This window comes from uncultured Shewanella sp. (assembly GCF_947491715.1).
In the GTDB taxonomy this organism is placed as follows: Bacteria; Pseudomonadota; Gammaproteobacteria; order Enterobacterales; family Shewanellaceae; genus Shewanella.
This window is the reverse complement of sequence record NZ_CANLKR010000003.1, coordinates 115,543-137,710: the sequence shown is the minus strand read 5'-3', so window position 1 is coordinate 137,710 and position 22,168 is coordinate 115,543. Positions and strand designations below refer to the sequence as shown.

Below are 22,168 nucleotides of genomic sequence, written 5' to 3'. Positions count from 1 at the left end.
AGTTGATAAATTACTCAATAAAATAAAGCAACAAAACTGCCTCAAAAAGGTCAAACGCTAATTTTTGCTGCTCCCTGTGTGAGTGAAAGCTCACGTTTTTAACCTCGCTGAAGGCGATAAATACCAATATGGCTATGATCCTCAATGTATCATCCAATACAAATGAGCCTAGAATGGTATCTAGGCTCTTTCTCAGTGTTGACGAATAAATACCCCTAATCGTGAAAGTCTAACTCAAAAATCAAATAATTTGATTTCAACCGCGTTTGCTTGCCCTCAGTGCTGACGTATAAATGCTTGCCCTTCGCGGTCACATTTTCATAGGCCTCATTCCAATACCTTAAATTCTTTCCTTTGGTATCTGATGTCGCAATAATGGCATATTTCCCCTGCTTGAGGGCGGCCGCTCCGCCAGATAGATAATTGCGCTGTAAGACCACACTCACTTCGTTCCAAATGGGATCATCTTTTAATGTTAACTCAGCAACGGCATTATAAATATCCGTGCCCAATTTAATATATTCTTTTGCCGCCGATAAATTCAAGTGCTCAGCAATACTGGTTTTGGTGACGATAGCGGTTAGATTATCGATATCGGCTTTTTTATCAACTTCATCCAGCTTTAGCTTCAATTCCAACTCATCATCAATTTTCACATCTTTAAATATTCGTCGATGTAAAAACCCGCCGGGCGCAGTGGCATCCTTAACGCGAAAATCTAATGAAAACTCCGCCTCCTCTTTTTCATCGGGTTGCTCCGCTGGAAAATATTTCACATTAAATTGTAATAAAGCCTCATTAAACTTATCCCAATCGGGCAGGTTATGGGCATAAAATGCCGTTAAATAAATATCGACTAATTTTTCTTTTATGGCATCACCATCACCTGCAATGCTGTTTGCTAACACGACGGGATAATGGGTTGAGGGATCCTGTGGAAAATGATCAATATTGATATAAACAAGCTCGATATTCTCTAATTGTCTGGCCATATTAAACTCCTTATTGATTCAAAGTTATCTCATTGTTCAGACTATCAAAATGTGGATTATTTCAGCACCCCCTATTTGGACTAAAACAAATTGAGATGCTGACAAATGTAAACCCTCTATTTATATCCTGAAACTTAACGCCCAAAGCAGCGGTTTATCCGCTGCCTTTGGGCGTTACATTTCATTTATGTACTTTGGCGAAACACTATCAACCAACCAAACGTTGTTTGCCGATTTATAGAATTTAAAGCCATCGTCAAACATCTCTTTAGCTGAAATATTTAATAGAACAGGTTTACCGTATCTAGAGCCTACATTCTCTGCGACAGCTTTAGACTCAGATAAATGTACATGTTGTCTTTGCATCTTGTTGAGCCCCTGCACCCTAATTGACTCGACAAACCTTTCCGCTGTCCCGTGAACTAGAAACTGAGGAGGCTGTATTGGTGTCAATTCCAGTTCGACATCAATTGAATGCCCTTGATTCGCTCTAATTTGAAGCCCATCACCGCTAATACTGAATCTTTTCTTGTCGTTAGTCCCTACAACTATCTCAATAAGATCTCTGTTTAATTTAAAGTCGACTGTTTTCTCGATTAATTCATCAATGCTCGCCCAACCATTTTCATCTAATGACAAACCAACCGATTCAGGCTCATGACGAAGCAAATAACTGAGGTACTTTGATATATTATTTAATTCTTTACTCATAATCTCATTCAATAGAACTGAAAAATGTAACGCCTTAAACACCGGCGCAGCTTTGCAGCGTCCGTGTGCTTTGACTTGTTAGCACTTCGCCTACGTTAAACATTAAACATCCTCTTGTATCGTTGCTGGAGTGCAATTTCACCGCCTTCCATAATCTCACACACATTCTTCCTAACACTTACTTCTTGCAGTGCACCAGACGCGACTGGGTTTATTTGGCCGCGATCTTCTAGCGCAATCACATACTCCGAATCGCCATTCACCACAATATTGGGGTTGTGAGTGACGACAATTATTTGCCTATCTGCTTTGTTTTCATGCAATTTAGAAACGATCAAAGTAGTAATAAGACCATTATCAAGGTCATCTTCAGGCTGATCCAAAACGAGAGGCTCTGTTCCATAGGACAATAAAAACGACAAAACAGCCGAGGCCTTTTGCCCTGCAGAACCCTGTGAAACATCCTTAAACCGATTTCCGTCATTAAATTTTATGGATAATTTATCTTCAGGAAACCAAGTGTTAATTTGGTCAAAGCTTTGAGGCTGCAAGTTAGACATGAGCTCAGTAAATCTTTTTCCTATCCTTGTGCCTTGAATTTCACCTGAACTAAAGTTAAATACCTGTTTTTTGAATTCAAAAATTTTAGTTAGCCAGGGATCTAGGTTGTTCGCACCATCAAGAGCTGCAGTAGTCGCTAACTCTTTGTTCAAATTGTAAAGGAAGCCACTCTCGCGATCTGAATCAAAAATATCAGAAGAGAAGGCGTTATCAGAACGTCCAATAACTTCTCTAAACGATTTTTCTATGTTGTCTATGTCTGAAAAAGGTGCCAACTCAATTTTAATAGAAGAGTTTCCAGCCAAGTTTTGTTGCAAGAATTCAATCCGACTTAAAGTTAACTTTTTTCTGCATTCTATTATTTCTTGATATGCAGAATTGATTGATAGCTCCACTTCAGCTATCTGACTGCTAACCAGATCCATTGCTCTAAGTGATTCGTTAATAATATCACGCTCACCAATTAGCCTTGCATAGTCAGCAGGACTATCAACCCCTTCGCTACGCAACCCATCAATTAATTCATCGTACTTTTTATTAACTTCAATATGAGATTTATTGAAATCAGAGACACTGTACCAATTTTTAAATTGAGTTATTTCATCTTGAAATGAAGCCACTGCCAGAGTAATACTCTCCTTAAATGATAATGCTGAGTCATTCAAGCTCTTTAACTTGACAAGAACTTCTGACTCACTGGTCGACTGCGTATTAAATGCACTTTCATCTACTAAAGGTATAGGGGCAGTGGTAGATATGGATTCAACTTGGAGCTTTAGGTTCTCTATACCTGCTTCATATTGAGAAACATTCGTTCTCTTCCCGCTATATGCTTGATAGTTGGTGAGAACATCTGTGTGACCAGACTTCTCTATTGCTTTTATCTTCTGTTCGACATCAGATACCTGCCCTAATAGAACATTTTTATTTTCCAACTTCGACTGAAGTTCTCTTTTTTGGCTGCACAACGTTTGAAAATGAGAGTACTTTTCAGACCATTCCATTTTCCATTGCTGGAAGCCAACAGTTGATGACTCATCGATTAGCCGAAGGAGAGTATTTGGGTTTTTTGCTAAATCGAATATCTGCTTCTGACTAAATATCTTTATTGGAAAGCGAGAGTGGGCTTCTCCTTCTTCAGGAACCCATTGCTGGCCATCATAGCGATAAATCGAAACGCTATTTCTTTCCTTGACCCAAGTCAGGAGGTAATGAATTTCATCTCTAGTATAAATACAACTTATTTTAGAATCTTCAAGGATCACTCCTTCAGAATCTCTAGATGAAGGTACTTTGGTAAAACTCTCGAAAGATCTGCGAATTTCGTTATTTGGACTCAATACATCTAAATCTCTCGATCTATCCATACCTAGTCGTATGAATTCAAGAACTGAGGATTTTCCGCTACCACGACCACCAATGATTGAATTTAACCATGGGTTAAATTCAATCATTAAAGGTGAAGAGCGCCCTGCATATTTAGTATTTTCGATAGTTACGGAACGTAACAGTGTATTGGAAGACCTATTTGGATTTGTTGTTTCATTATCTGAACGAATTAGGGAAGATGTACCATCAACCATACCCAGCTTGAGCCCTTCAATCGAAGGGTTGGACATTTTCACCCAAGTATAAGCTCTCCCAATATCATTTGGATGGTGGGCATCAGAGCCAATAATTGATGGCAAGTCGATACTAAGATTTGTATATCTTGATAAAGGTGCATCAGCCCGCTCCTGGTCAGGAAAAATTATTTCAACGGCATTTGCTTTCTTGCAGACTTGCTTTATTGTGTGAGAAGAATGCTGCTGACAAAGACCTGCCTTCATATCAATATGAGCTGGTATGGCTATGCCACCTGCAGCTATTATTTCTTTTATTACGTTTTCAGCACTTTCCTCAGCTACTGAGTCACTATCCCCTTTTGTACCACGGAACTTTGAAGCTCCGATAACGGCACTTATATCTGCTGACGTAGCACTTGGATCAAAAATACCTAAAACATGTATGTTCGAATTCGCTGTAATCTCAACACCAGGAAATACGAAGATCGAGTGGCCTTCGGCTCTTAAACTCTCTGCTGCATTATTAAGTCCATCAATCCAGTCGCCAGAATTATGATCAGTAACTGCAACGCACTCTATTCCCTTGGCGATGTAGTCCAGCAGCCAATCTTGAGGGGTCTTTGATGATTTTAAATGACGATCTGTCTTCCCATAATCAAAAGAAGCTGGTGTGTGCGTATGAAAATCAAACTTCCACCATCTTGCTCCGACAAAACTCATTACTTACATCCTTATGTACGATTTATTCCAGAGAGAGCTAACCTTTGTATACTCCGCATGCGTGTTTATCACATCTTCTAAGTCAGAAGCAGAGCACAACTCTTGATCAAACATCCGGCACATAACTAACATACTGTATTGCCCTATTTACGCTATTAAGTATGGGAACCAATAACTTCACTACTGACGATCCCACACTCCAGTCAGCAAAAATACTCTCAAACGTTACTTATGTAAATAAATTGTTTTAACTAATACCCTTAACAATCATCCAAAACAAGCGTCAATCCATGAACTCCATGTCATGATCTGCCTCACAACTGATTGAATGACGCTTTTACTTTTGTTTAGCCTTAACCCATATTAGAATCATATTAATTAGAACCATATTAGAATGTAGGTAGCTATTTCAAGGTTAATTCATTAAGCAGGATCAATACCTCACACCAAGAAGTACTCAAACCTCACCAGCCTATGAGATGATTAATTCAAAGGCAATAATAATGACCCAATTAACATTATGGCTAAAACAGCCATAAAAAAACCGTGCTGTTTTACACGGTTTTTTTATGCGTGGAACCTTACTGTAAATCGGTTAATCGACTTTACGATTAACAACCGATTTTAACCGATTTTAACCGATTTTAACCGATTTTAACCGATTTTAACCGATTTTAACCGATTTTAACCGATTTTCTCCAATCCGCCCATATAAGGACGCAGGGCTTCAGGCACGGTAATGCTGCCATCGGCATTTTGATAATTCTCTAAAATGGCCACTAAGGTTCTGCCTACTGCCAATGCCGAGCCATTGAGCGTATGCAACAATGACGGCTTCTTCGCGCCTTTGGCTTTGAAACGCGCTTGCATGCGTCTGGCTTGGAAATCTTGCGTATTACTGCAAGATGAAATCTCACGATAGGTATTTTGCGCCGGCAGCCAAACTTCAATATCAAAGGTCTTGCTGGCGGTAAAGCCCATATCACCCGTACAAAGGATCACAGTTCGATAAGGCAGGCCTAGCTTCTCTAATACCACTTCAGCATCGCGTGTTAAGCCTTCAAGGGCTTGCATCGACTCTTCTGGTTTCACCAGCTGCACTAATTCGACTTTATCAAATTGATGCTGGCGAATAAGGCCGCGCGTATCACGCCCATAAGAGCCCGCTTCACTTCTGAAACACGGCGTGTGCGCCGTTAACTTAACCGGCAAGTCCGCTTCATCGATAATGGTATCGCGAGCCAAGTTCGTTAAGGGGACTTCCGCCGTTGGAATAAGGCTTAAGCCTTGCCCTTCTTCGGTGGCAGGTTGAGTATGGAATAAGTCTTCACCAAATTTAGGTAACTGACCTGTGCCATGTAAGCTGTCACTGTTGACTAATAACGGGACATAGGTTTCGGTATAACCGTGCTCTGTTGTGTGTAAGTCCAGCATAAATTGCGCTAAAGCGCGATTCATGCGGGCAATTTGCCCTTGCATGATAATAAAACGTGAGCCACTGATCTTCACGGCACTTTTAAAATCAAGGCCGCCAATCGCTTCACCTAAATCCACATGATCTTTGACATCAAAATCAAACTCACGAGGGGTTCCCCAGCGGCGAACTTCCACATTCTCATTTTCATCTGCGCCCACTGGCGCCGACTCATCAGGTAAATTCGGTACACTCATGGCAATGGAATGTAACTCTTCAAGTAATGCGGCTAATTCATGCTTTTTTGCATCAAGCTCATCGCCCAAGCTACCGACTTTGGCCATAATAGGGGCAACATCTTCACCTTTTGCTTTCGCTTGGCCAATAGATTTTGACATGGCATTACGGGATGCTTGTAGCTCTTCCGTTGCCACTTGTAAGACTTTACGCTTCTCTTCTAGCTTGCTTAAGCGATCAACCTCTAAAATAAACCCACGAGTGGCTAAACGCTCAGCGGTAACTTCTAATTCATTTCGCAAAAATTTTGGATCTAACATATCTTATTATCTTATTAATAGTTAAAAGCGAGAAAAAACAAATTGTTGCCCTAAATATACAACAAATAAACACAGACCGATATTCAAAATAACATTTAAAATAGCTTTGACTATTAGACCTTCTTGCAACAACAACAAGGTTTCATTAGAAAAAGTAGAAAAGGTCGTTAACGCACCGAGTAACCCAACTCCAATGAATGCCTTCATTTCAGGGCTAACATGGGCCACTTGTCCTAAAGCATACACAACGCCCATGGCGAAGGAGCCGACGATATTAACCAATAGTGTACCAAAAGGAAAAGCACTACCAAATAGCTGAAGCATAAATAATGATAAACTATACCGTAATACCGCGCCCACTGAGCCGCCTAAGGCCACCAGCAGTAAATTATTCATAGCGTTTCACCTGACTGTGTTTATCAAGTTCGGCCAAAGAGGCTAATTTATCTTGAATGCGCTTTTCAAAACCTCGCGTAGTAGGAAAATAAAATTGACTCTGCGCTAAGGCCTTCGGGAAATAACATTCACCACTTGCATAGGCATTAGGCTCATTATGGGCATAGCGATACTCTTCACCAAAGCCTTGCTCTTGCATCAATTTTGTTGGCGCGTTCCGTAAATGATTGGGTACAGGTTCATGACCCGAGGTTTTTGCTAAGGCTCTTGCCGCGCTAAAGGCCGTATACACGGCATTACTTTTCGGTGCACAGGCTAAATAAATCACCGCCTGAGCAATGGCGCGCTCGCCTTCTGCCGGACCCACGCGATGAAAACACTCCCACGCATTGACCGCAACGGACATTGCCATCGGATCGGCATTGCCCACATCTTCTGAGGCAATGGCCAATAACCGCCTCGCCACATACAGAGGATCGCAACCCCCTTCTAACATGCGACAATACCAATACAGCGCCGCATCGGGGGATGAGCCACGAATTGATTTATGTACCGCAGAAATCAAATCGTAAAATTTATCGCCATTTTTATCAAACCCCGCCAGCTGTTGACCCGCCACCTGCACCAACATTTCGCCAGTAAACGAAGCACCATCATCAAGCATATCACTCATCAACTCGATTAAATTCAATGCTTTTCGCGCATCACCATCACTGACATTCGCCAGTTTTTCCATGACATCGGCTGACATAGTCAACTGACGTTTGCCTAAGCCTTTATCCGTATCATGAAGGGCTTGAGTAATAATGCTGATGATTTCAGCCTGTGTTAGCGGCTTAATCACATAAACACGGGCGCGAGAAAGCAAAGCATTATTGATTTCAAAAGACGGGTTTTCTGTAGTCGCGCCCACAAAAATCACCGTCCCATCTTCGATAAAAGGCAAAAATGCATCTTGCTGACTTTTATTAAAACGATGCACTTCATCGACAAAGAGTAAGGTACGTTGACCTCGTGACTGAGCCACACTCTTTGCCAGTTCAATGGCATTTCGAATATCTTTCACGCCCGATGTAACGGCTGAGATCCGCTCCACATGAGCATTAGTATGCTGCGCCACCAGTTCCGCTAATGTTGTTTTACCTGTACCCGGTGGCCCCCAAAAGAGCATTGAATGAGCACGACCCGCCTCCAAGGCTAAACGCAATGGCTTCCCTTCGCCTAATAAGTGTGCCTGACCCACATATTCCGCTAAGGTTTGAGGCCGCATTCTGGCCGCTAACGGCCTAAAGTCAGGTGAGAAATCCAGATCTAAATTTGACACAATAGCGACTTACTCCGCAGCATGCAGACGTTGGTCGTCCACATCCACCCCTTCTGGCAGCATAAAAGTAAACAAACTTGACTCTGATTTGCTTAGCGGCTGTTGGTTTGAGAGACGAAATTGACTCACATTACCCTGTTTATCATCCAATACCATTTCTGTTAACACCTCTCCTTTAAAACAGACTTCAACCGCACTCATGGCCGAATCAATATTGAGTGGCTTAATACGAAAGCAATCACCCTCTTGCTTCACTTGGTATTGCGCCCAGGTCTTGGCATCACGATGCACTAATAACGCGATGGGCGACGCTTTAATGGCTTGATCCACATCCATTACCGTCACTTCTTCGGCAAAAGGATTATACACCCACACATCACTGCCATCAGCCACAATCAATGATTCATCAGGCTCAGTTAAATGCCAATAAAAGCGATTGGGAAACGCCAAGGCTAGGACACCTTTACCGGTTTGAATGACTTTTTGATTTAAATCTGTCACCGTCTGACTAAAATCGGCTTTCACATTATTTATTTTCGCTAATTTATTTTTTAGCGCTGCCGAATCATCAGCATTTGCAGCCATACTTGAAAACAACAGCACACACACCAATGAACCACAAAGTGTTTTTCTCATAACTATTCCTAAAACTATCCCTAAAACAATCGCTAAAACAATGCCTAAAAGAATGCGTTTATCATTAACGCCATCAATAAAAAATCAATCAACTCAAACAAAAAATGAGCAACCATGAGGCAAACACATCACAGTTGCATTGAGACTTCAGCGTCTTTAAAAGTCACTGGGCGGCGGTGGCGCGAGAACTTCACGGTTACCGTTATGTCCTTGTGCACTCACCACACCTTGTGCTTCCATTTGCTCGATAATGCGCGCCGCACGATTATAACCTATTTTGAACTTACGCTGGACACTGGATATCGACCCCCGTCTCGATTGCGTCACAAAGGCCACGGCTTCATCATAAAGCGCATCGGTGTCATCACTATTTTCAGCCGCCTCGCCAGGCAGTAACACCCCCTCCCCTTCCCCACCTTGAATGATGGCTTCAATATACTGAGGCTTACCTCTGGCATGCCAATCCGCCACCACTTTGTGCACTTCATGATCGTCAATAAAGGCACCATGGACTCGAATAGGCACACTCGTGCCAGGTGGCAGATACAGCATATCCCCCATGCCCAGTAAGGTTTCGGCTCCTTGCTGATCGAGAATGGTTCTCGAATCTATTCTCGATGATACTTGAAACGCCATTCGCGTGGGAATATTCGCTTTAATCAATCCGGTGATCACATCCACAGACGGACGCTGGGTCGCCAAAATTAAATGGATCCCCGCAGCACGCGCTTTTTGAGCAATACGAGCAATCAACTCCTCGACTTTTTTACCCACAATCATCATCATATCGGCAAATTCATCCACCACCACCACAATCGAAGGCAGTTTATCTAATGCTGGCGCTTCAGGCTCCATGCTATCAGAGGACTTCCATAAGGGATCGGTTATCACTTCCCCTTTCTCTTTTGCCTGTTTAATCTTAGCGTTGTAACCTTTTAAGTTTCTCACGCCCAATGCTGACATTAATTTATAACGGCGTTCCATTTCCCCCACACACCAACGCAAGGAATTAGCCGCTTCTTTCATATCGGTGACCACTTCACATAATAAGTGAGGAATACCTTCATAAACCGATAACTCAAGCATCTTAGGATCGATCATGATAAAGCGAACATCATCAGGGCCTGATTTGTACAATAAACTGGTGATCATCACATTGACCCCCACCGACTTACCCGAGCCTGTCGTTCCCGCCACTAATAAATGCGGCATTTTCCCCAAATCAACGACCACAGGCTCACCCGCAATATCTTGACCGAGTACCATGCTCAAATGGGAATCATTATCTCTAAAGGCATGACAGTCAAGTACATCGCGCATAAAGACGGTTTCACGATATTTATTCGGCAGCTCCAATCCCACGTAAGCTTTTCCAGGGATCACTTCCACCACCCGCACACTTTCCGCTAATAGCGAACGGGCCAGATCCGTTGACAAGTTTGTTATTTTAGATGCTTTGACGCCAGGTGCTAAATCCAACTCAAACCGAGTGATCACAGGTCCTGGGTACACCCCCACGACCTTAGCCGCGATATTAAAATCGGCCAATTTCAACTCAACTAGCTTGCCAACTTGATCTAATTCTTCCTGACTAATAGAGTTGGCTTTACGATTGGGTATATCCAATAAGCTAATGCAAGGTAAAGGCGCCATATCAACAACTTCAGCCGTTTCACTCTGCCCAGGTAAAATCACCACGCCATCAACAATTTTGGCTTTATCTGAGGTGTTTTTCTTAACAGGCTTAGTGTTAGCAGCAACTTTCTCATTCACTCGCCTCGCACTGGCCGTAACGGCACCTTCTGACATCTTACTATCGAAATCAATCACATCATCTTCAAAATCTGCAGAGTCTTTGATGGCGACAGATTGAAAATCACTCACATTGGTATAATCTGAAATCTGCGGCTCAATACGCCCATCAACGGCCTCATCGACTGACTCATCCTCAACCTCAACAGGACTCTCTTTTACCTTATCCTCACGTTCAAAACGGCGCTTTTCTTTAAATTTTTCAACCAAAGACATGAAACCTTGGGTATCTTCTGTGTCTTTACTCACTTCAGTAGTATCTGCCTGTGAACGTTTTTCCTTGATTTGAGCCGGTAAACGGAAAAGATAAACACAAAAGCGGATCGTCAATGATCCTAATATATCAATTAAATTAAGCCAACTAATGCCGGTTAACAAGGTCAAGCCTGCACAAACGAAACATAATAAAAGTAATGTGGTTCCCAGCTGATTAAAATAAGGCAACATAGCAGCCGCTATCACATCCCCTATGACACCACCGGCAGAAAAATCATAAATATTCGCGGCATTCATGCTCTCCAGCGCCCCTAAGCTTAATACGACCAATAAAAAGCCGACTAACCTTAAGCCCACTGAAAAATAATCCACTTCTAACAATTTATGGGTGCGCTTAAAAAGCAGCCAGCCTGTAGCTGCAATAATAATGGGGATCACATAGGCGGTATAGCCAAAAAAATACAACAGCACATCAGCAACCCACGCGCCAACAGCACCGGTCACATTCTCGATTTCACCACTAAAATTAGATTGACTCCAGCCGGGATCGGATGAATGAAAACTGCTCAGCGCCAACAAGACAAAAGTGGCCACCATGCAACAAAGGATCAAACTTCCTTCAAGAAGTCGTTGTACTCCAGAGAGTGTTTTAACGCTTTTTTCCTTAAACAAACTAAAACCTTTGCTAAAAAATCAAACCATAATAATACTAACAATACCAGAAATAAGCTGAATGTGCAGTGTCAGACTTTGCTTTTTAATCATTCTGATTTTTTGACTAACCAGTCATTTTTAACAAAAATAAAGTAACACTTTGTATCATTGTCATTTGTGCACAAAAAAAGAGCCTTTCGGCTCTTTTTGCAGCATGTTTTAGTGTTAACTTCCATTAACCGTATTAATCGCCACACGATTTGTTTGCTTCACTTCTTCCATCACAACATAGGTTCGAGTATCCGAAACTGAAGGAAGGTGTAACAACGTCTCTCCAAGCAAGCGTCTATACGCGGACATATCTGATACACGGGTTTTTAATAAGTAATCAAAATCTCCTGAAACCAGATGACATTCTTGAATATCATCAAGGAGTTGTACCGCACGATTAAACTTATCAAACACCTCAGAAGTGTCTCTGTTTAGTGTAATTTCAACAAAAACCAATAGAGATGCACCAATATAATGCGGATTGATTAGCGCTGTATAACCGTTAATATAGCCTTGTTTTTCTAGCCTTTTTACCCTTTCAAGACAAGGAGTTGGACTTAAACCCACCCGTTTTGAAAGCTCCACATTAGAAATACGCCCATCAATTTGTAACTCATTGAGTATATTTCTATCGATTCTATCTAAGTCTTTTATCGGACTTTTTTTATTATTTACCATATTATTAACCTTAAATTAGCAGTAAAACGATACAACACACTGCAAATGGCCCATCTTTAGTAGCATAAACTTCCAAAGGAGTAATATACTTACTTTACTGAAAATATAACAATTCAGACTTCCCTTCAATCACTATCACGCCCAATGTAAATGGGTGTTTATGCAATTTGAGGCTTAATGATGATAATTGGTGTTCCTAAAGAAATCAAAAACCATGAATACCGTGTTGGTATGGTTCCATCCAGTGTTTATGAACTAAAACTAAAAGGACATGATGTATTTATCGAGACTAATGCTGGTGTCGGAGTCGGTTTTTCTGATAAAGATTATCAGGATGTGGGCGCAACAATCCTAAACACTGCAAAAGACATTTTTGACACAGCAGAGATGATTGTAAAAGTAAAAGAGCCTCAAGCCGTTGAGCGCGCCATGCTTAAACCGGATCAATTGCTTTTTACTTATCTTCATCTTGCCCCTGATCTTCCCCAAACTCAGGATTTAATTGACAGTCAAGCAGTCTGCATCGCTTATGAGACAGTCACAGATAATCGAGGCACCTTGCCCTTACTTGCCCCAATGTCAGAAGTTGCTGGACGTATGTCTATTCAAGCGGGTGCCATGGCTCTGGAAAAGTCACGTGGCGGACTCGGCATGTTATTAGGCGGCGTACCTGGTGTTGAACCCGCTAAAGTGGTTATTATTGGCGGCGGAATGGTAGGAACAAACGCAGCACAAATGGCCGTTGGACTGGGCGCAGATGTCGTGATACTTGACCGTAATATCGATACATTACGTCGATTAAACGTACAGTTTGATAATAAAGTTAAAGCGATTTACTCCACCGCCAGTGCCATTGAAAAGTATGTATTAGAGGCCGATCTTGTCATTGGTGGCGTACTGGTTCCGGGTGCTGCAGCCCCAAAACTGGTTACCAAAGATCACATCAAGCGCATGAAAGCAGGTGCAGCCATTGTTGATGTTGCCATCGATCAAGGGGGTTGTATTGAAACGTCATACGCTACAACCCACGAAAATCCCACCTATATCGTGGATGATGTTGTACATTATTGTGTTGCCAATATGCCCGGTGCAGTCGCGAGAACCTCGACCTTCGCACTCAACAATGCCACCCTACCTTACATCATAAAATTAGCTGATTTAGGTTATAAAAAAGCACTGCAACAAGATCCACACTTGCGCAATGGATTAAATGTCATGCACGGTAAAATCACTTGTGCAGAAGTTGCTGAAGCACTGGATTTAGCCTATGTCGATCCTATGTTATTGCTTGCTTAATCTCACCTTTGTTAACCAATAAATTTATTTAACAAATAAAAAGGAAGTCAATGGCTTCCTTTTTTTATCTTTAATTTCACCCTCATTTATTTTTCCGATTAAAGCAATCTAGAATAATCTGCTTTCATGGCTTTACCCTGAGAGCCAAATTCCCTACAATCCCCCCCACGCGTTAAGGAATGGAGAGAGCAATGACCCAAGCAAGACACTGTAATTTACTCATATTGGGTTCAGGCCCCGCAGGCTACACCGCTGCTGTGTATGCAGCACGGGCAAACCTAAAGCCTGTTATGATCACGGGAATGCAACAAGGTGGCCAACTCACTACAACCACAGAAGTTGAAAATTGGCCTGGTGACGCAAATGATTTAACTGGCCCAGCGTTGATGGAAAGAATGCAGGCCCATGCAGAGAAGTTTGATACTGAAATTATTTTCGATCACATCAATGAAGTTGATCTCAATGTGCGTCCTTTCAAACTCAAAGGCGACAATGGTGAATTTACTTGTGATGCGCTGATTATCACCACAGGTGCATCTGCAAAATATTTAGGTCTGCCTTCAGAGGAAGCCTTTAAAGGTCGCGGCGTCTCAGCCTGCGCCACGTGTGATGGTTTCTTTTATCGTAATCAAAGAGTTGCTGTCATTGGTGGAGGCAATACGGCTGTTGAAGAAGCTTTATATTTAAGCAATATTGCCTCAGAAGTGCATTTAATCCATCGTCGTGACACCTTCCGCTCTGAGAAGATCCTCATCGACCGTTTAATGGACAAAGTCGCTAATGGTAACATTATCCTTCACTTGGATCAGACATTAGAGGAAGTCGTGGGCGATGATATGGGCGTCACAGGCCTTAAAATGAAAAGCACCAAGAATGACAGTATTACCGATTTAGCGGTTGCAGGTGTCTTTGTCGCTATCGGCCATAGCCCTAATACTCAGATGTTTGAGGGACAATTAGACATGAGCCATGGGTATTTAAAAGTACAAAGTGGACTGCAAGGCAATGCAACACAAACCAGCATTGAAGGGGTTTTTGCCGCCGGTGATGTGATGGATCAACATTATCGTCAAGCCATTACCTCAGCAGGAACAGGCTGTATGGCAGCCTTAGATGCCGAGCGTTATTTGGATGCAAAAGGCTAAGCCTTAATCCAATTTGATCCAATAAAAATAGCAGGCAATTGTCCTGCTATTTTTATTTTACGTCGTTATACGCTTATGCAGTTAACGCCATTTTTTCTTGTTTTTGTAAATAAGCTTGAGCCACAGACTCTAAAATTTGTCCCGTTAAAAACAGGGTTGTTTTAGCAACTTGGATCACATCCTGTTTTTCTGTATCTGTCACAACCCATTCTTCGATAGCATCATTCACATCTTGAGCATGTTTAACGTCAATGACAGCATGAGCAATAAAGAAACTTAATTGCTTATCCGTTAATTTCAAAACATGACGGCAGGCATCCAATAAGCCCCCTAAGTGTTCATAGCTATCTTCAGCCCAAAAGCTGTAACCCAGCCTTGGGATCACGCCACCTCGAATCGCCACACTGTGCAAATAGCCATTCAGTGCTTCTGTGGCAGGTAAAGGCGGCGTATCAAACACACTTAAATCCACTCCCATAGACTCTAAATCTCGCACCACCATATTTTCATGCCCCAGCTCTTCCAATGCATGACGCATGGCAAAACGCAACAAACCTAACTTTTTATGATCTTCAGGAAATGTTGCCGCAGCCTGATTAATGGCATTATTTTTTGTATAATGAAAAACTTGCACCATGGCATCGATATACAATTCTTTTGTAATAGCTTCAGTCGCTAAACGAAAAAATGTACCTGCTTTAATTTTTTCCCATTCTTTATCACAAACCTCAGCCAACTCATTAATAAATGACATATGTTTATTCCTTAAATATATGCTAAGTCGTATTACAGTTTTAAAAACGACTTTAAAAAGAAAACTAATCGTGAAAACACCGTTAACCCTTCTACTGAATCCCAATGTTCAGCCAATTGCCCTTCTTCTAGTCGGTAAATATCGATACATTTTAATTTAACAGTAAATAGCCGATTCGATGCCCAATGTGTTGCATGAAGGCAAACCTTATCATTATCTGCAAATACCAACTCAACATGGGTACCTGAACGCTTAAATTGTTGATAAAAATTTTTAAAATACGCTTTAAAATTTTCCCTACCACTTTCGACAAACTGACTGTGATTAATATAATCCACTTTCATGAGTTCATTACAACATTCCACCGTTCTCTGACTAAAAACTGCATCATAAAAAACCAAAACAACATCAATGTTACTTTCTGAAAGGGATTGATTTTCATTATCCGTATGCGTTTCTTCTTGCACGACTTTGAGCATATTATTCACCCCATTCATCCTTCATCATGACATTATTGATACTGTCAAACAGTGATAATCCCGGTTGTTTATCAATACCTAATAGCTGAGACATGCCAATTAACGTATCGGCTTTATATAATTCATATTGCTCATTCCCACGCTCATGTATGGTAAAAGTAAGGACTTCCTCACCGAAATTAGCCTCTTTTCTTTTGAGCTTAGGCTTAGAATAAGTAATGTAACGACTTTTCTTAATACTCATAGTCACTAAAATACCCGCAACCACATTTAATGCGTGCGCCACTCCCCTACCTAAACCATAATCATTATTCACCGCAAGTCGAGAAAACTCTATATATTTCTCTTTAAAATCATCTTCTAAGAATGCACTCAAGGCCTCATTATTAATATACTGACACACTTCAAATGGGTAAGTGGCAATACGTTGCGTCCCCACTATTTCACCTTGAAAATAACACGCAAATAAGTAAGAAGAGTAATCTTTATCATCAATAAAATAGTCATTATTATAAAACTGACTAAAGTAATCAGCATGTTTTTTATATATTTTTTTCCTGGCTTCAGACAACAAATACAACTCATCACTATCGATAACCTGACGGATTAGCAAATCTTTTCGCCCCATGATGCGCCGAGTAAAATGATCTGTATATTGATATAAACATTCTAATTTTGGATTGATTAATTTTAGGTCGAAATTATCACTAACCTTCTCATTACTCAATTTTTTAACTGGTATACCCATAATCTTTTCCCTGATTGATAAACATCAATACCGCAGAAAAGTTATCTAAGTCTGTCGCATAATACAATTGCATTTTGTCTTATACATATGGCTATTTGTCACAATCAAGAAACGATTTCATCAATGCAAAAATGATACCGTGTTCCGCCCCCTATTACCTTCATGGGAATAGTGACGTTCAAAGGAATGCACTAAAAAACATGCATTTTGGATTATTAAATCGACTGAATAACATTTTAAAGTAAATATTAATTAATATATTGCGTTATAAGGCAAATAATGTAAATTAACAAAACAAAATATAAAAAGGTAATACTTTTATGACATGTGCTTTTTGCAAAATAAATAATGGAACTTTACCTTGTGTGAGTATTTATGAAAATAAGCACTGCCATGTCATATTAGATAAATTCAAAATAAATAAAGGCCACCTTTTAATTTTAAGTAAGAATCATCATCAATCAATGACAAAATTAAGTCACGAAGAGCGCTCACAACTTATTAATACCGCTTCTCAAGTGGCTTTAGCAATGAAAGGTATGAATAATAAAATTAAAGATTTTCACTTCTTAATTAACGATGGTCCTGGCGCTTACCAACACGTTTCTCATGTACATTTACATTTAATTCCGAGGTATCGATATGATCTATTATTCTTAGTCACTAATATTTTTACTCGATATATCAACCCTTTCAACTATACAGTCAATAAAAAAACATATCGTTGGGCCCAAAAACTATCACACTATATTAAAATGCAATGTGAACTTGAGACAAATTGCTAATAACTTGATTCAAATTGTCGTTTTTTTCTATCGACTAATTAAATAATATTTAGTGAATATAAACATTATCGCTAGAGTTGATAGAATGAAAAATAATGAAATCATCACAGCAAAAAAAATAGCACTCAAGCTACCAGAAATACTCTTTAAATTACCTCGCATTATTAAAGGCCTCAAAATAGCCGATGCAAGAAGTAAAACTAAATCTGTTGGATTAGGACTCTGTGTAGAAAATGCGGCGAAGAAAACCCCTCTTGGCTTAGCCATTCGATATCAAGAACGCAATATTACTTATCAAGTGCTTAATGAATGGAGTAATAAAATTGCGCGAACCTTGCTCCACTACGGTCTTAAAAAAGGCGATTGTGTCGCCATCATGATTGAAAATAGGCCTGAACTTCTAGCCGTGGTCACAGCATGTGCTAAAATCGGCGTCATTAGCGCCATGGTCAATACCAGCCAACAAGGCAAAGTGCTCACTCATAGTCTGAAAATCGTCAATCCAAAACTCATTGTCCTCGGTGAAGAGTGTTACGATGCCTATGAAACAATACGCGATCATATCCATATTCCTAGCACACATCACTTTTATTTAGCCGATACCGATACCCTCAATAAAATGGGTCACGCCCCTGCACATTGGCAAAATTTAGCGATCTTAATGAGTGCCCAATCGGGGAAAATGCTGCCCCAAGTCAGACACATTTATAATGATGATCCTTGTTTCTATGTTTACACTTCGGGGACCACAGGTTTACCTAAAGCGGTCATTTTTAATCACGGACGATTCATGAAAGCCTATGGTTCCTTTGGCCATGCAACGGTGAGCTTGACTAAAAGCGATGCCATGTATGTGCCGCTGCCTTTCTATCACTCTACTGCTATGGCCATTTGTTGGGGCTCCGTTTTGGCAGGAAATGCCACCCTCATTATGGCCAGAAAATTCAGTGTCTCTCGATTTTGGCAAGACATTCGTTACTATAATGCCACTGCATTTGGCTATATCGGCGAGCTGTGTCGTTATTTAATAGAACGTGCACCCAATGCCGAGGATTGCCAACATTCAATAAAAATCATCTTAGGCAATGGTCTTCGCCCTTCAATTTGGCGTGAATTTAAACAAAGGTTCAATATCGAACGTATCTATGAATTTTATGCCTCCAGCGAAGGTAATGTCGGGTTCAGTAATGTGTTGAACTTTGATCATACCGTCGGGTTTTCTCCATATAAGTACGCGCTCATTGAGTATGACAAAGAAAATGAGCGCCCCATCAGAAACTATCATGGGTTTTTCAAAAAAGTCGCCAAAGGGCAAAGTGGACTATTGCTTGGAGAAATCAGTCCTAAGTCACCCTTTCATGGCTACACTGATCAACAAAAAACACAACACTGTGTATTAAGAGATGTCTTTGAAAAGGGAGATGCATGGTTTAACACTGGCGATTTAATGCGTGATATTGGCTTTAAACATACACAATTTGTCGATCGTATTGGCGATACTTTTCGCTGGAAAGGTGAAAATGTCTCCACCACTGAAGTGGAAATGCTTATTGATGAAATAGACAATATCAGCCAATCCGTTGTTTATGGTGTTAGCATTCCCAATACCAATGGAAAAGCGGGAATGGCACAAATTAAATTAAATTGTGACATTGCCGATTTTAATTTTTCAGCCTTTTATCATAAATTAAAGCAAGCCCTGCCGCAGTACGCCATTCCCATTTTCATCAGCTTAAGTAAAGGAATGGAAATGACCGGGACCTTTAAATACAAAAAAAGTAAACTAAAAGAATTAGGCTTTAATATTGAACTCTCAGATAACCCTATTTTTGTCTTATTACCTAATACTGAAACCTATCAGCCCTTAAACGCAACTTTACAACACGATATTATCCAAGGACAATATCGTTATTAACCCACCTGTATGGACTTGCGTAGACATGCAACAAAGAAGATACTTACGCTTGTTCACCACCTATTTTAAGCCTCATCAAGCTGAAATGGCGTTGTGAACATTTCAGTTGAGGCTTGAGCCAACAGCGTCATTCGATATATTTTAGGCGTGCTATTAAACCATAATTTAAAAGCGCGATAAAAAGAACTGGCATCTTTAAACCCAAGCATACTTCCTATACTTTCCACATTATGATTTTTATCTAATAGATACCCCACCACTTTTTCTTTTCTCACCTCACTGAGTATGGCCTTAAAATTCAGTCCTTCTTTGGTCAATTTACGGTGTAATGTTTGTCGACTCATGTTTAATTTTTGGGCAACAAAAGCAGATGAGCAAGTTTGACAATGCAAATATTGACTGATAATGAATGCGACTTTCTCTTTCAAAGAAGCATCAATATGAAGCACTTTCATTTTCTGCTCAATACGTTTTACAAGCATCTCTTTAATATAAGCATTCGCCGTTTTAATTTTTAAACTCGCCACACTGCTTGGTATATCAAGAAAAGTCTCTTTTTGATTGAAGCATACTTTGCTTCCAAAAATATCATTATAATCAGTCAAATAGGTAACATCCGCATGTTTGAAACTTGCCTTTAATAAAGTTAACTGATTTTTCGTTAAATATCTTGCCCACGTCACCATGGCACTCAAACTGCGCTCTGTTGATATTTGAGTAAACTCGTAATCATAATCGGTAAGGTAGAGGATCCGCATGCCCCAGTCATGCTCAATCACATCAATCTTTTCGCATTGATTCATTAAGACAATATATTTCTTATACAAATAAATCGCTTCTCTTAAGTCTTCAGCCATCGATAATAAATGAGATAAGACTCCCTGTGCATTGAGATTGATTTGTGTTCCAACAACAAAACCAATATTATCGAAACTCGATATTTTTTTACCCATAGCCCATAGCTGTCGTTCAAAGGCTAAAGGCACACGTTTCTCAACCCCCAACAAATCTTGGCGTTTAAAATTGAGTTGGCTAGCATTGCTTGGTGTTATTACTTCATGACAAGACAAAACATCATACAAATCCAATACTGCGGCGGCAGATACTGTTGGGTAAGCAGTCAGGCCAAACTCCATATGTCATTTCTCCCAAAAATAATAAACCCTTCTAAAACCAGAATAAACAGCATTTGGTTTCTAAGCAAGTCAAAATATTGACAACTTTATTGACAATAAAAAACTGAAAAAGGCTGCTATAAGAAAGCATCAATAAGATTTCAAAACTGTATAACAAACAATCAAAAGTCACTTGGAAAAACGCATTATGATAGTCAATCGCATATAAGCCCTGTATTATGCGCCCCATCAATAAATCACGAAGACAAAGATGTTATGACGCAGTCAACTAAACCCGTGGGTAACGCATTATTAGAACACGCTCAGAATCACATGCCATTAGGTGTCGCTGATAGTTATCGCTATTGGGGAGAAAACAATACTGTTTTTGTCAAGCATACCCAAGGTTGCACCATTACTGATGAAGATGGGCAAGAATTTGTTGATTTTCGCTTAGCTTATGGTCCTATAATTTTAGGTTATCGCGACCACCGAGTCGATCAAGCCGTCATTAAAACCATTACTGAATGCGGGACTATATCAGGCTTTTCAACAAAATTAGACTCTGAAGTCATCGCCTTAATTAAGCAAATGTGCCCTAATATCGAAAAGATGCGTTTTGCTAATTCAGGGACAGAAGCCGTTATCGGCGCTGTTCGTACAGCGCGAGGTTTTACCAATCGAAATAAAATCGTTGTCGTTGAAGGTGGCTTTCATGGCCTTTACGATGAAATGATGTGGAAATCAGATGTGGATAATTGGGATGTTGAAAACCAAGTCGCACCTGAAATCGCTTCTTTTGGTGTTGGGATCCCAGAAGCAAGCCGAGAACATCTTGAAACGGTTCCTTTGAATGATTTTGCCGCCATCGATGCCGTGTTCGACCGAGTCGGTAATGATATTGCCGCCATTGTCATAGAGCCTATCTTAGGTAACTGCGGCAGCATCGCTTCATCACAAGCGTATATGCAAAAACTCCGTGATATGTGTGACACTCATGGCAGTTTATTAATTATGGATGAGGTCAAAACAGGCTTTCGTGTGGCGAAAGGCGGCGCACAATCACTTTATGGTATTCATGCCGATTTAACCACTTACGCTAAAGCCATGGGCAATGGTTATCCTGTTGCGGCATTTGGTGGTCGAGCCGATGTCATGGATGTCATCAGCTTCAGCAAAAAAGGCGTGACTCACGGCGGCACTTATACGGCCAATATGATAGCCTTAAGCGCGGCAAAAGCGACGTTAACCTTGCTCAATGAAACCGATGCATACGCCAGTATTAATCAAGCGGGCGCGAATATTCAAGCACTATTGTCTCGTGTATTTACCAAACATGGTATCGCACATAAATTTGCCGGTCCTGATGCCATGTTTGGTGTGCATTTCGGCGATGAAGTGCCTCATAATTATCGCGACTGGAAAAAAACCAACAGTGATTTGTATACCCAATTTGCTCATAACTTAATTAAGTACGGTATTATGTTAGAGCCTGACTCACGTGAGCCTTGGTTTATCTGTGAGGCCCATAAAAATATCGACCTTGCTTGGCTTGAAGCCACCGCAGATCGCGCCATGGCTGAGGCCATTTCTGCGTAAGGCTAATCACTTATTTTGATTCAGCATGAAATACGGCCCATTTTT

Annotated in this window: 18 protein-coding genes; 5 read left to right on the top strand and 13 right to left on the bottom strand. The window is 40.6% G+C overall.

Features of this window, described 5'->3' with window-relative positions; all coding sequences use genetic code 11:
* Positions 1–215: 215 nt before the first annotated feature.
* The 9 genes from Q0779_RS04875 to lrp form a co-directional block, all read right to left on the bottom strand.
* Positions 216–992 carry a hypothetical protein gene (locus tag Q0779_RS04875; protein ID WP_298770091.1) on the bottom strand — a complete coding sequence of 259 codons (777 nt, stop codon included), beginning with the start codon at positions 990–992 and terminating at the stop codon, positions 216–218.
* A 174-nt stretch (positions 993–1,166) separates the two neighbouring features.
* A complete protein-coding gene (locus Q0779_RS04870) occupies positions 1,167–1,703 on the bottom strand; it encodes an RNA 2'-phosphotransferase (protein WP_298770089.1) in 537 nt (178 codons plus the stop codon).
* A 95-nt stretch (positions 1,704–1,798) separates the two neighbouring features.
* Positions 1,799–4,549, bottom strand: coding sequence for a TrlF family AAA-like ATPase (locus tag Q0779_RS04865; RefSeq protein WP_298770087.1), 2,751 nt, complete (start codon positions 4,547–4,549; stop codon positions 1,799–1,801).
* A 684-nt stretch (positions 4,550–5,233) separates the two neighbouring features.
* On the bottom strand, positions 5,234–6,520 hold the full coding sequence (gene serS / locus Q0779_RS04860; RefSeq protein ID WP_298770086.1) for a serine--tRNA ligase: 1,287 nt from the start codon (positions 6,518–6,520) through the stop codon (positions 5,234–5,236).
* A gap of 21 nt (positions 6,521–6,541) precedes the next feature.
* Entirely contained in the window at positions 6,542–6,916 is a 375-nt protein-coding gene (crcB, locus tag Q0779_RS04855) for a fluoride efflux transporter CrcB (RefSeq protein WP_298770084.1), read from the bottom strand.
* Positions 6,909–8,240 carry a replication-associated recombination protein A gene (locus tag Q0779_RS04850; RefSeq protein WP_298770082.1) on the bottom strand — a complete coding sequence of 444 codons (1,332 nt, stop codon included), beginning with the start codon at positions 8,238–8,240 and terminating at the stop codon, positions 6,909–6,911. Before Q0779_RS04850 ends, crcB begins: the two co-directional genes overlap by 8 nt.
* A 9-nt stretch (positions 8,241–8,249) precedes the next feature.
* A complete protein-coding gene (lolA, locus tag Q0779_RS04845) occupies positions 8,250–8,876 on the bottom strand; it encodes an outer membrane lipoprotein chaperone LolA (protein ID WP_298770080.1) in 627 nt (208 codons plus the stop codon).
* A gap of 156 nt (positions 8,877–9,032) precedes the next feature.
* Positions 9,033–11,576: a DNA translocase FtsK 4TM domain-containing protein gene (locus Q0779_RS23990; protein WP_367180780.1), complete on the bottom strand. Its 2,544-nt coding sequence runs from the start codon at positions 11,574–11,576 to the stop codon at positions 9,033–9,035.
* Positions 11,577–11,783: 207 nt separating this feature from the next.
* Positions 11,784–12,287 (bottom strand): leucine-responsive transcriptional regulator Lrp, encoded by a 504-nt coding sequence (gene lrp, locus Q0779_RS04830; RefSeq protein WP_298770078.1) that lies wholly within the window; start codon positions 12,285–12,287, stop codon positions 11,784–11,786.
* Positions 12,288–12,467: 180 nt separating this feature from the next.
* On the opposite strand from lrp, the gene ald reads away from it, so the two are divergent.
* Both ald and trxB read left to right on the top strand, forming a co-directional pair.
* Positions 12,468–13,583, top strand: a complete 1,116-nt coding sequence (ald, locus tag Q0779_RS04825) for an alanine dehydrogenase (RefSeq protein ID WP_298770224.1) — start codon at positions 12,468–12,470, stop codon at positions 13,581–13,583.
* A 191-nt stretch (positions 13,584–13,774) separates the two neighbouring features.
* Positions 13,775–14,728, top strand: a complete 954-nt coding sequence (trxB, locus tag Q0779_RS04820; protein ID WP_298770076.1) for a thioredoxin-disulfide reductase — start codon at positions 13,775–13,777, stop codon at positions 14,726–14,728.
* 73 nt (positions 14,729–14,801) lie between these two features.
* Here the strand turns inward: trxB and Q0779_RS04815 are convergent, their stop codons facing one another.
* The 3 genes from Q0779_RS04815 to Q0779_RS04805 are packed head-to-tail and all read right to left on the bottom strand — an operon-like array spanning position 14,802 to position 16,709.
* Positions 14,802–15,482 (bottom strand): iron-containing redox enzyme family protein, encoded by a 681-nt coding sequence (locus Q0779_RS04815; RefSeq protein WP_298770074.1) that lies wholly within the window; start codon positions 15,480–15,482, stop codon positions 14,802–14,804.
* A gap of 32 nt (positions 15,483–15,514) precedes the next feature.
* On the bottom strand, positions 15,515–15,961 hold the full coding sequence (locus tag Q0779_RS04810; RefSeq protein WP_298770222.1) for an ester cyclase: 447 nt from the start codon (positions 15,959–15,961) through the stop codon (positions 15,515–15,517).
* A 1-nt stretch (position 15,962) separates the two neighbouring features.
* A complete protein-coding gene (locus Q0779_RS04805) occupies positions 15,963–16,709 on the bottom strand; it encodes a hypothetical protein (RefSeq protein ID WP_298770072.1) in 747 nt (248 codons plus the stop codon).
* A gap of 320 nt (positions 16,710–17,029) precedes the next feature.
* Between Q0779_RS04805 and Q0779_RS04800 the strand changes: the two genes are divergently transcribed.
* Together Q0779_RS04800 and Q0779_RS04795 are read left to right on the top strand one after the other, a co-directional pair.
* Positions 17,030–17,494, top strand: a complete 465-nt coding sequence (locus Q0779_RS04800; protein ID WP_298770070.1) for an HIT family protein — start codon at positions 17,030–17,032, stop codon at positions 17,492–17,494.
* Positions 17,495–17,579: 85 nt separating this feature from the next.
* Positions 17,580–19,409: a long-chain-acyl-CoA synthetase gene (locus Q0779_RS04795; RefSeq protein WP_298770068.1), complete on the top strand. Its 1,830-nt coding sequence runs from the start codon at positions 17,580–17,582 to the stop codon at positions 19,407–19,409.
* Between the two features lie 65 nt (positions 19,410–19,474).
* Here Q0779_RS04795 and Q0779_RS04790 read toward each other — a convergent pair whose 3' ends face one another.
* Positions 19,475–20,545 (bottom strand): AraC family transcriptional regulator, encoded by a 1,071-nt coding sequence (locus Q0779_RS04790; protein WP_298770066.1) that lies wholly within the window; start codon positions 20,543–20,545, stop codon positions 19,475–19,477.
* Between the two features lie 255 nt (positions 20,546–20,800).
* Between Q0779_RS04790 and Q0779_RS04785 the strand changes: the two genes are divergently transcribed.
* A complete protein-coding gene (locus Q0779_RS04785; RefSeq protein WP_298770064.1) occupies positions 20,801–22,123 on the top strand; it encodes an aminotransferase class III-fold pyridoxal phosphate-dependent enzyme in 1,323 nt (440 codons plus the stop codon).
* Positions 22,124–22,168 lie beyond the last annotated feature (45 nt).